General features: G+C 31.8%; 7 protein-coding genes and 2 pseudogenes. 5 read left to right on the forward strand and 4 right to left on the reverse strand.

The genetic code is table 11. The features are described 5' to 3' along the window. Positions 1-579: 579 nt before the first annotated feature. The 3 genes from GJV77_RS11400 (at position 580) to GJV77_RS11410 (ending at position 6,139) form a co-directional block, all read left to right on the forward strand. Complete coding sequence (locus GJV77_RS11400; RefSeq protein WP_155036488.1) at positions 580-1,740, forward strand: DUF4876 domain-containing protein; 1,161 nt, start codon at positions 580-582, stop codon at positions 1,738-1,740. A gap of 77 nt (positions 1,741-1,817) precedes the next feature. Continuing rightward, positions 1,818-4,577 (forward strand): TonB-dependent receptor plug domain-containing protein, encoded by a 2,760-nt coding sequence (locus GJV77_RS11405; protein ID WP_155036489.1) that lies wholly within the window; start codon positions 1,818-1,820, stop codon positions 4,575-4,577. Continuing rightward, positions 4,574-6,139 carry a DUF6850 family outer membrane beta-barrel protein gene (locus GJV77_RS11410; RefSeq protein ID WP_155036490.1) on the forward strand — a complete coding sequence of 522 codons (1,566 nt, stop codon included), beginning with the start codon at positions 4,574-4,576 and terminating at the stop codon, positions 6,137-6,139. The genes GJV77_RS11405 and GJV77_RS11410 overlap by 4 nt, the downstream gene beginning before the upstream one ends. 173 nt (positions 6,140-6,312) lie before the next feature. Here GJV77_RS11410 and GJV77_RS11415 read toward each other — a convergent pair whose 3' ends face one another. The 4 genes from GJV77_RS11415 to GJV77_RS11430 all read right to left on the reverse strand — a co-directional run bounded on the left by GJV77_RS11415 (position 6,313) and on the right by GJV77_RS11430 (position 8,280). Beyond that, positions 6,313-6,582 (reverse strand): hypothetical protein, encoded by a 270-nt coding sequence (locus tag GJV77_RS11415; protein ID WP_155036491.1) that lies wholly within the window; start codon positions 6,580-6,582, stop codon positions 6,313-6,315. 229 nt (positions 6,583-6,811) lie between these two features. Next, positions 6,812-7,750, reverse strand: a complete 939-nt coding sequence (locus tag GJV77_RS11420; protein WP_155036492.1) for a HipA domain-containing protein — start codon at positions 7,748-7,750, stop codon at positions 6,812-6,814. Further along, positions 7,740-8,075 carry a HipA N-terminal domain-containing protein gene (locus GJV77_RS11425; protein ID WP_155036493.1) on the reverse strand — a complete coding sequence of 112 codons (336 nt, stop codon included), beginning with the start codon at positions 8,073-8,075 and terminating at the stop codon, positions 7,740-7,742. The genes GJV77_RS11420 and GJV77_RS11425 overlap by 11 nt, the downstream gene beginning before the upstream one ends. Then, on the reverse strand, positions 8,062-8,280 hold the full coding sequence (locus tag GJV77_RS11430; protein ID WP_155036494.1) for a type II toxin-antitoxin system Y4mF family antitoxin: 219 nt from the start codon (positions 8,278-8,280) through the stop codon (positions 8,062-8,064). Before GJV77_RS11430 ends, GJV77_RS11425 begins: the two co-directional genes overlap by 14 nt. A gap of 249 nt (positions 8,281-8,529) precedes the next feature. On the opposite strand from GJV77_RS11430, the pseudogene GJV77_RS11435 reads away from it, so the two are divergent. Both GJV77_RS11435 and GJV77_RS11440 read left to right on the forward strand, forming a co-directional pair. Next, positions 8,530-8,757 (forward strand): annotated as a pseudogene (locus GJV77_RS11435) (IS1595 family transposase); the annotation flags it as partial. Positions 8,758-9,450: 693 nt separating this feature from the next. Further along, positions 9,451-11,443, forward strand: a pseudogene (locus GJV77_RS11440) (hypothetical protein); the annotation flags it as partial.

The raw sequence follows: 11,443 nt of genomic DNA on the forward strand, positions 1-11,443 counted from the left end.
TTAATTTACTTTTAGAAAGTGATTCTAGTAAGTGTTTTATTCTTAATAAAGTTATTTTATTTAGAATAAATAAATTTAAATGAGTGAAATTAGAATTTTCTATAAAAATGAATAAAATTGTCGTTTTACTATATTGGTGTAAGGATTTATTAATGTGTATTTGAAATTGGATTACAACAAATGGATAACACACCTTAAGGTGTAATGCTGATTTGAGTGCTTAAATTTTAGATTTTAGGGCTTAACTCGCTGCGAGGTTATATTAATTGTTAAAACATAGTAGGACAAGTGAGCTTTTTGGTTAAAGTGCACTTGTTGTAGCTTTTTTATATGGGTTTAATGATTTCTATCTAGAATAATTTTAAATAAATATATTTATTTATGTATTAGTTTAGATTTTTTTCAATTTAATACCTGTTTCAATTGTTGCTTTTTTTGTTTTTAAATAGCTGTAATATGTTGTTTTACGTGTGGTGAAGGAGTTTGTGTGAAAGATTCGAATTTAACGTTTTTATCTCTTGTCTAGTATTTTTAATAACTATAGTTTTGCATTAACTAAAATTAATCTAAATAAAAGTAATGGGGTTTTTAAAAAAACTTAGCCTATTTGTAAGTGCTATTTTATTGTTTGTGTCATGTTCTAGCGATGATTCTCAAAACCAAGTGCAGCAGAAAATTAAAGTTGTATTAAATGTAGAGGATAAGACGGGTTTTGTAAAGGATTATTCAGTTTTAAAATACGATATCTACAATCAAGATACTGGTAGAAATCTAACAGGAAATTTAGCAAAATCCGGAGTGGTTACTCTTGAATTAGAAGTTGGTAATTATGATTTCAAGGTAGATAATCCGGATATAGGGTATGCCTTGAAGCCTAATGTGGTAGTAGATAAGGCTATGACTTTAAATTTAGATATCCAATTAATCGAGCCTTCTTCAACAGGATTAGTTATCAGTGAGCTTTTCACTTCAGGATATTCAGCTAAGGATGAGTATGGGCAGTATGTTGAATTAGGTGATCAGTATGTGGTTATAACCAACAATAGTCAAAGTGTTAAGTATTTAGATGGGGTAAGCTATGCTATTACTGAGCATTGGAATAAGTTTCCGTATAATACAACTACTAAAGATGCACTATCTAATAATCAGGTAATGGCTGCTCTAGTTTATACATTTCCTGGAACAGGTCGTGATTATCCACTTGCGCCAGCTGAGGATATTGTATTGGCTCGTTCGGCTAAAGATTTTAGTGATGGTGGAAAAAATAAATTAGCAGCTGATTTATCAGGTGTCGATTTTGAGATAGTTATGCCTGAGAGAGATACTGATAATCCAAATGCTGCCAATATGATTATCAATGGAACGACTCACGCTGATATGTTAGGATATGGTACAGGGTTTTCATCTGCATTTTTATTTAAACACCAAGGCGATCTTAAAGCATTTTTAAATAAAAATACCGTTGTAGTGGAGAGTATGTATGGAAGTAAACCGGCCTTTACTATTTCAGAGGACTTAATTATAGACGGGGTAGAAACCGGGCAGGTTTCACAGGTTAAATACAAGTCTTTATTAAATAAGGTTGATAGAGGTTTTATAACAGTATCAGATACAGGAACCAGAGAGGTATATAGAAGAAAAGTAAAGCAAATCGATAATCAAGTAAAAGTTTACCAGGATACTAATAACTCTACAGAGGACTTTACAGTTAGTGTGGGCCAAAGTAGTTTCCCTGGATAATTAGTTAGTTTTTAATTTTAACACCTAAACCTATTAGTTTTATGAGTTAGGACTAATAGGTTTTTTTATGTAATGTAATGAATAATAAACTATTATTTTGTGTTGTTTATTTGCTTTTTGGGATTTTCTGTTATGCTCAAAAACAAGAGAAACAGCACTACACACTATCAATTCAAGTATTTGATACTTCTTCTACTGCGATTGCTTATGGGAGTGTAAATATTACCGATTTAAATCTTCAAGTCCCTCTTGATGCAAAAGGAAGGATGGTTATAAAGCTACCAAAAGCAGAATATAATTTGGAGATTTCTGCTTTAGGATATGAGTTAAAAACGCGTAAGGTTCTAGTTAACGGATTTACCAATGAAAAGTTCTATTTAAAGGCTCAAAGTGTAGAGTTACCTGAGTTTATAATTATGGCCAAGTATCAGAACAAAAGCTCTGATAAGGCTGTAATTACTCAGTCAGCGCTGTCTTATATTCAGCCAACCTCTATAACCGATGCTTTAGTTTTATTGCCAGGCTCGGTTTATAATTCTGCCTCTATGAATAAATTTAGTACAGTTAGTTTAAGGCAATCTGGCTCGGATAAAAATACATCATTAGGAGTATCTATCGTATCTCAAGGGGTGAGTATGAATAATGATGGGATGAGAAATCAACTTTATGGACTAACCGGATCTTCTGTTATGGCTAATTCTAAAGAAAGGAATTTAGTTTTTAATTCAGGGATGGATATGCGGATGATCTCTACGGATCACTTAGAGAGTATCACTGTTGAAAAAGGAATTTCTTCAGCCAAGCAAGGTAATTTGTCGTCTGCTCAAATTAGCTTAAATGCCAAACAAGGTAAGACGCCTTTACAAATACGAGCAAAAGTAGATCCTAATATACAACTTTTGTACATGGGAAAGGGGATAGGCTTAGGGCATAAATTAGGTGTATTACACGCTGGTGTGGATATACTTAGCGCTAAGCCTGATGTTAGAGAAACTCTAATGAAATTCACGCGTATAACCAGTCAATTAAATCACAATCTAAAGGTAAATCTACTAGGAGAATCCGTTTCTTTAAACACAAAGTTTAATCATACCTCTGGTATTGATAATCATAAATCGGATCAATCAACGATTTTAAATCAAGAACGTTATAAGGTAACTTACCATAAGTATGATATTACATTTAAGGCTTCTTCTTTAATTGGTAAATCTTGGGCAGATAAAATAGAGCTTATCGCTCATATGGATTATACTAAAGATTTACTTGATCGACGTTTAATGGTTTATACCGATACCGGGGTGAATATGTCAAACTCTACTGAGTCTGGGGTGCATCAGGGTTTTTATTTGCCTTCTAAGTATATGACCAGTTATAAGATGGATAATAAGCCACTGAATATATTTGGTCAATTAAACGCTTCTAAGTTTTTGAGTTTTGGAGAAAATGTAAGCCAAAACATTATATATGGACTTGAATATAATAGTGCAAAGAACTATGGAAAGGGAGCTATTATAGACCCTAACCTGCCGCCTTTTCCTATGGATAATACTTTTATTCGTCCTAGAGAAAATTCCAGTATACCGGCGCTTATACATACAGCCTACTATTTAGAGAGTGATTTATCTTGGTATTTAAATAATATAGATTCTAAAATAAAATTAGTTACCGGAGTAAGAGCCTCACAGCTTTTTAATTTACCTGAGAATTATCTGTTAAATAAAAAGCTTTTGTTTGAGCCAAGGCTGTCTCTTAGTTTTCAAACCGATTATTCAAGTGATTTGTCATCAAGTATAAGATTTGGTTTTGGTCAACAAAATAAGTTTCCAACTTTAGACTATCTATATCCCGATAGGATTTATAAAGATGTAGAGGTACTTAATTGGTATGCCAATGATCCAAAGGATAGGCTGTTGCTAACCCATACTTTTATTTCCGATGTTGATAATGCTAATTTAAAGGCTAGTAAAACAAGTAAATATGAGCTAGCTATGAATTGGTATTACAAAGGGTACGGTTTGTCACTTACAGCATTTAAAGAAGAAAATAGTAATGGTTTTGATTATCACAATACTTACCGGCCTATTAATTATCAGCGCTTTGTTAAAAAAGATGTGCCTATTGCTTCAAAACCTACTTTAGAGGATTTTTACCCGGTAGATCAACATAATTTTATAGAACTCCCTAGGGTTGAGAATTCTAAAAAAGTAGTTAAAAAAGGAATAGAGTATCGTATAACTTTTCCCGAGATAGAGTCAATTAATACCTCTGTGGAGATAAACGGGGCCTATTATAGAACTCTTTATAGTTCTAATAAAGGCAAGATGTATTTTCCTAAAACATTAATAAGTAATGATTTTTATAAATATGTTGGACTATATGATAATGCTAGTGGTATTATTCAAAGTAGGTTCAACACAAATGTTTGGGTTAATACTAGAATTCCAAAGCTTAAGATGATTTTTACAACATTTTTCCAGTCCATATGGTATTCTAGTTCAAGACGCTCAAGTAATGAATCTTTTATTCCTTCTAGCTATATTGACCAATACGCAAATCAAACATTTATTGATTACTCTAAAGCTGTTATAGACAATCCAGAGCTTGCTGCTTTAGATCTTCGTGAAGAATCAGCGAATTTTAGTAAAAACAAAACGGGGCCTGATTTTATGATAAATCTAAAGGGGACTAAGGAATTTGATAGTTTTGGAAGTGTATCTTTTTTTGTCAATAATATTATAAATCTAAATACGAAAAGTAAAAACAACTATAACCTTAATCAACGAAAGTGGTCTTCGGCTTATTTCGGTTTTGAGGTTACTTTAAAATTAGATAAATGAAACAGTTAATTATTAAGTGTTGGTTGGGGTATTCTCTTTTGCTTTTATTAATCCAAAACACAGGTTATGGGCAAGATCTGACCAATAAGGACAATTATATAATTAATGGTTTATCGTTTGAGAAAACAAAAGATTTAAATGGTTTTTACTGTGATTCATTAAAATCAAATCTTGGAATTGGTTATAGTACTGCAAAGCAAAACAAGAGCTATTTATTAAATAAAGGTAACCAATTTAATAGCTATAGTTTGACGGCATTATGGAATAAAGCTTTAGATAAAGAATCTAGTTTTTTAGCCACAATAAGTTTTGATAAGGCAGAGCAAGATCAGATTTTTGGAACCTCTATGCTGTATAATCAAGATTATGGGCCTTATCAGCTGTATCATAAGTTTAAAGCAGATTATCATTTTCAACATTACAATATAAATACTCAGTATAAAAAACAAGTTAATAGATTTACGTTTTTAGCGGGTATTTCCTATACAGGAAACTATAGCTTTACTCTTACAGAGCCAAGGGATAAAGCTATATCTTCTTGGTTGAAACCCAAAGTAGGTGTAGAGTATAGTTTAACTAAAAATAGTCAGGTGTTTTTAACCTCTTGGTATCAACACCACAGACAAACAGTTGAACTAGATGTTTATAATGGAAATAGAAAAAGACAATTCTTACTTCTGAAAGGTTTCGGTTTGTATGATCACCAGCACAAAGATTACGAGTTTTCTAAAAAACGAATTTATTCCGCTAATTCAATAGGAGTAAACCTAGGGGCAGATTTATTTCAAACTAACCGATTTAGTTTGTCTCTTGGTTTTATCGGGAGTATCGATAAGTTAAAAACTCAGGAGTTAAATACTATTGTCCTTCATGAGTTAAAAACCAGCAAAACTTTGGTTTCAGGTGCTTTAAATTATAAAGCTAACCGATTCTTAAATATTAAATTAAAGGCAAATTATTACTTTAAAGAGCTATTAGGTACTGAGAACAGATATAGTTATGTGAATGTAAATCAGGACTATGAAAGTGTATATGATTATATTAAAATAGCACAGGTGAGGCCTTATATTTTACAAAATAAACAATGGTATTTGGATTTAGGTTTACAGAATTATCTATCCGATAAGTTTAGTTATGTTTTAGGGGGTGGATATAGTCAAACAAATTTTGACGAGCAATATAAAACAACTGCTTTTAAAACACTTATAAATAAACAAATCTATAAAGGTTATCTGAGGCTAGATTATCAAAATAAAAAAAATAGAGCTTTCTTATCATTCTCTTATCAAAATCAAGCAACAACTAGTGCAAATTCTTATAAGGATACTGATTTAAAGGGCTTATATCAAGAGGTTTATTACCCCAATTATCTTTATGAAAAATTAAATAAAAAAGCTATTGAGTTAACCTTTGATTATAGTTATAGGTTAAAGAATAACAATCGTGTTGCACTGAATATAAAACTAGATAAATTATGGTCTACCAATACACTAAATACATCTGCAGGGGTGTTTGACTTGGATTATTTAGGGATAACGACCAAGCTTTACTACCAGTTTTAGAGAATAAAATTATAGTTTCAATTCATTGGAAAAGTTTTGAAATTTCAGAAATTAAATCTTTATAAAATAACTAAGTATACCTCTGAGATCGAGTAAACATAGAAGATTTTCTTGAGTTATCGGTTGAGGTGTACTTTTGTTAATTTGGTTCTATGGAGCTACTTAAAGAGTATCTATAATAACTTAAAAAACTGTAAATTCGATTTTGTCAGATGAATTGCGTGGTTGTCAAATTTAGATTTAGTCAATCCCCAATTTTGAATATCAATACCATTTCTTTGAACTCTTTTACTTTCTTGTAAAATACCGCTAGACTCTACCTCAATCAACTTTGGATTAGCTTTTATGAATGTGTCTAACAAACCAAATTTATGTTGGTCTTTGCCAGAAACTACAGTTTCAAACTTTAAGACAAATGATCCCAATCGGAAATTCATGTTCATGATTTAATATGAACACGTAAATTATTTGCCGGTCTTTGAGAAAATGCCGATTGCTTTTTTTAATATTTCGTGCTCTAATTCGACAGTGGCTAACTTCTTTTCTAAATATTGTATTCTTTCTTGCTCTGGAGTCAGCTTTTGTTTGCCATTGCCAGGAAAGCTAGCTTTGCCTAACTCTTNCCAACTGCTTAACATCAATAATCACTTTCACCTACGACACTTTGCCCCATTAAATGAGTCGTTCATATCTTGTTTCTAAAATACCTTTGTAAGCAGTTTTCATATCATCCGATAAAAAGGAATTGTCAATCCATTTTATAGCTTTAGGTTTATTTTTGAGCATACGCTTAAAAACACCTTGTATTTGTCTATCAGTTAATCCAAGTCCTTGACCTAAATGCTCAAAATGGGCTTTTTTTAATTTTCGCTTTTTCCCTTCAAGGGTGAGTGCCAATTCTTCAGTATCTTCAAGAAGAACAATAGACACATTTAACAAATCATATGCAGGAGCTAATATCCAACCTGAAGGGCTTTCTATCATGGAAAAGTTTTTCAAATGCATATCATTGTTTCCCGTGAGAAAACTAAAGATAGCCAATTCAAAATATAAGATTTTATCTAACAAAGTATTATTAGAATAACTGTCCAAGGCTTTACCAACTTTTTCCATGGAGCTTTTATACTTATCAAACGCTTCCGTTATTTGAAACATATCCAACATATGGATTTTCTTTCCTTTTTCAGTCCTATCGATACGTTTGGTAAGATAAGACAATTCTCCCGAAGACAATTTTATCAAACTAGAGGGAACAACCCGTATACCAAAAGCTTCCGCAATCCGCATAGTCAAATGTTCGTTCTCTGGCATTTCCGCAAATTGATGGGAGGGTGGTTTAAATATATACTGGCCACCAAGTGCACCAACAACAGTTAAGTGCGTGTCGGCTTGTTCTTGCGTTTCTTTTACCAAGGACATTGATAATTTAGGTTGCACACCTGGTACAGCAACACTGTGCTCAATAATACTCTTTGCCAATTCTGCCATTTGGTCTATAGTGTATGGGATTACTGGAGGTGTTGTAGTGCCAAAGAATTTCATAGAACATTTTTCATGAAAATCAGTTTCATTTTCAAGTGGCTCATAACAATATAAACATCTATTCTTCATGGTTATCAGTTTTAGGTACAACACTTACTGCCCCAATACAATTATGGCAACAGGCTAACAATAATCCCATACGATCATTTCGGTTTATTTTCCAGTTTTTAGAAGCAATATCCAATAACCAACCTTCAGGGATCAAACCTTCAAAAAAAGGAAATAGTTTATTCTCAGTATAAGATTCATTTCTAACAGGCATGGTAAACGTTATAAATTCAGAAGGATGAGCTTCTACATAAGCTGTATCATACTGAAAAACATAATCACCTTCGTCAGTTTCGGTAATAGTTCCTGCTAAATAATCTTTATAATATACATTACCTTGTCTCATCGTTCAATGCTTTACTGTCTACAGGGGCTAGTTCATGACCAAACATAGCAAGGACAAGGTTAACCTTTTCCATATTAAGCTTGGTCTTACCTTGTTCTATTTTTCGTACCACAGTTAAAGCAACACCAGCTCTGTCGGCAAACTCTTCTTGTGTGAGCCCAACTTTTTTTCTTCGTTCTTTAACAAATTCTGCTAATGATTTCATCTTATATCTATATTATGATTATATGCTTTTACATATAGTTTTAAGCAAATATATATAATTATATGCTTTTACATATAATTTAAAAGAAGAAAACGTAATTATATGCTTTAGCATATAAATAAGGAAGATGAATTTTAAAATTAAATGAAAATGTTTGGGATAAAAAAGCCCAAAAAGATACTGGGCTTATATTTACATTTCTTAGATTCAACAAATAAATGCAACAGCATTTATTTGTTGAATCTAAGAAGTGATAAAGGAGCTAATTTTAAAGAATAACATGTAATAATTCACCTACTGAAGTCATGGATTAGGACAGTATCTTCACATATCAATAAGAAATATATCCAAGCTTACTTTAATGAGTTCGTATATAGGTTAAATAGATCCTTATTTAAGGAGACAATTTTTCATAACACAATTGTAAAGATGGTTAAAGCAAAACCAACTCCTTTAAATATGATTAACGGAAACTAAATAGATAGCTTAATAGTTAATAATTTCAAACACCCCTAAGTAAGAATCTCTTATTTAGGGGTATTTTTTATGACCCTATTTACGTTTGTCTATTAACAAATTACTTCCTTATAGTAAATAGTGTAGTTTGTTGTATTGCATCATGAAACATTTAAAAGCAAAATTTTGATAGGTGTTTTTATGAATAAATATCTTTTTTAGATAATTTGACTCACTTGTTATTCTCTATATGTGAAAATTTAAAGTAATTAATAGATTTTATGTAGATGTATGGTTTTAAAAAGCGTTATTTGTATTTTTTGTTGGATTTTTTACTATATATGTGGTTAAATGTTTAAATATTGTTATGGTTTATTGATTGTTTTGTTGTTTATTCTTCGATTTTAGAGAGGTGTTTTTATGACTAATCTTGATTTTTTTACAGTATAGTTATTCTTTTAAGGTGTATAGTTTATTGTCCTTTTATGGTATAGGTTTTATTTGAGTTTAATTTATTGATTTTCAGTTTTTTAATTTGTTTTTTAGCTAGGGGACAGGTTTGGGTTTTTATACTTTTTACTACTGCAGGCAGGGGGTTTAACCAATAAAATGAAACAATTTTAACATTATTGATTGCAAAATTTGTCCTAATAAAACATGGCGAAATGTGAATGTTTTGTCAATACAAATTTGTTAAACTCATACCTTAAAATCATGAAAAAAAGATTACTATCAGTAGCTTGCTTAATGGGAACATTAGCTGTTAATGCTCAAGTTGGTGTAGGTACGTTAGTGCCAAATCAGTCAGCTGAACTTGCTGTTGTTTCAAGCAATAGAGGACTGTTAATTCCTAATGTTTCATTAGAGAATGATACAGATAGAAAGACTATTACCGCTGGAAATGTGGAAAGTTTATTAGTTTTTAATACCAATGCAACCGACGAACTAACAGTAGGTTATTACTATTGGAATACAAACCAATGGAAGAAATTACTTGTTGAGAGGGATATTCCTGGTATTGTTATTAACTATTTTCAAGAGATTACCGAAGGTAGCGATGTAACGAATATCATCAAAAATATCGTTAGAAATACTTCAGGTAATGTGCTTTATGAAAATAACGTTTTTTATCACATCAATGAGCAAGGAGATAAAGTAGCAATCGACTTTAAACCTATAGTAAAGGCTCACGAAACCCTAACTATCCTAAACTATGACGCTCAACAAGGTCTTTTGACTTATTCTGATGAAAAAGAACAAATTGTAACAGTAAGTATTAAGTCGGCGGTAAAATCTTTTCAGACCCTAACTAAGATTAGCCAAGATATAGAAAAAGGTACTATTACATTTATCGATGAAAAAGGAGATTCAACAGTTTTAGAGTTAAAAGAAATAATTAAAGCTAATGAGACAGAGACAACTCTAGTTAAGAACAGTTCTGGAAATTATACTTATACAAACGAGAGAAACTTAACTACAGATATCACGGTGATTGGTGATTTGGTTGATGTTATTAATAATAAATTAGATATTGATCTTTATACAACATTAAAGAAATTTGTTGATTTAGAGGAATCACTAACCAAGTTAGAGTATAACGCTACCACTCGTATGTTGAGTTATACTGATGAGGACAATGCAACCCATGATCTAGATATTGCTCAAATAGTTAAAGATAATCAAGATATTACTCGTATTGATGCTGAAAAATCAAAGAATATTGTGGTTAGCAGTGAGTCTAACGGTAATGTACTTACTTATACTTTAGCGGTAAATACAGCGACTGAAAATGATCTAGGGGTTGTAAAACCTGGAAGTGGACTAAGTATTGATGCTGACGGTACATTAGCTATTGATGTGAATGCTATAGGTCAACCTCTTATTGGGACAGAGAGAATTGTTGTGACTGGTGGTGATGGAGCAGTATTAAAAGATGTGTCTTTAGATGTTAATGAACCGGCTTTAAAGCTTCAAAACATTGGAGGATTACTTAATTTGAATCAATTACACAGTGGTCAGGCTGGTGATGTATTATTGGTAGATCAAGCAGGTGATGTGGTCTGGTCTGCCTTAAATAGCATCACAACAAATGATTTAAGCCTTACTCAGAATGTATTAACTTCTTCGGTTAATGGAGTAATTTCTTCAGTTGATCTAGTGGGTAAGATTTCTAAGCCAATGATTCAACCTTTAGCTGTAACTGAAGATAAACTTGGAGCGAGACCTGATCAAGAGAGTTTGGTTGGTGTAGTGCAAAGTGATGGTTCGGTAAAGTATCAAAAGCTTTCTGCTGAAGGGATTGATTCTAGGTTATTAGATTCTGCTAATAATCTATTGACGGTTAATTCTGGTGAGAATGCTGTTTTAAAAGATGTCACTTTAACGGTAAATCAAGAAAGATTTGAGCTTAATAAAATTGGAGGAAAACTAAGTGTTTCTAAAATTGAGCCAGGAGATAATAATACGGTACTGATGACTAATGCTCAAGGTAATGTTGAGTGGGTTTCTGAAAATGTTATAAACCCAGAGATAACTAATGAGTTAGCATTAAATAGTAATGTGTTGACTAGTAAAGTCAATGGTATTGATTCATCGGTAAACTTAACCGATCAGAATGTTGCTTCTACTAAAAACATTACAGGTAATGAGATTATCGCTGTAACAGGCGGGGAAGGTTCATCATTAAAAGATGTAAACTTATCTATTA

The organism is Myroides pelagicus, from assembly GCF_009711055.1.
In the GTDB taxonomy this organism is placed as follows: Bacteria; Bacteroidota; Bacteroidia; order Flavobacteriales; family Flavobacteriaceae; genus Flavobacterium; species Flavobacterium pelagicum.

Bases quoted from the DNA above. Each gene is read 5' to 3' on its own strand.
- GJV77_RS11400 (WP_155036488.1), top strand. From the start codon at position 580: ATGGGGTTTTTAAAAAAACTTAGCCTATTTGTAAGTGCTATTTTATTG.
- GJV77_RS11405 (WP_155036489.1), top strand. From the start codon at position 1,818: ATGAATAATAAACTATTATTTTGTGTTGTTTATTTGCTTTTTGGGATT.
- GJV77_RS11410 (WP_155036490.1), top strand. From the start codon at position 4,574: ATGAAACAGTTAATTATTAAGTGTTGGTTGGGGTATTCTCTTTTGCTT.
- GJV77_RS11415 (WP_155036491.1), bottom strand. From the start codon at position 6,582: ATGAACATGAATTTCCGATTGGGATCATTTGTCTTAAAGTTTGAAACT.
- GJV77_RS11420 (WP_155036492.1), bottom strand. From the start codon at position 7,750: ATGAAGAATAGATGTTTATATTGTTATGAGCCACTTGAAAATGAAACT.
- GJV77_RS11425 (WP_155036493.1), bottom strand. From the start codon at position 8,075: ATGAGACAAGGTAATGTATATTATAAAGATTATTTAGCAGGAACTATT.
- GJV77_RS11430 (WP_155036494.1), bottom strand. From the start codon at position 8,280: ATGAAATCATTAGCAGAATTTGTTAAAGAACGAAGAAAAAAAGTTGGG.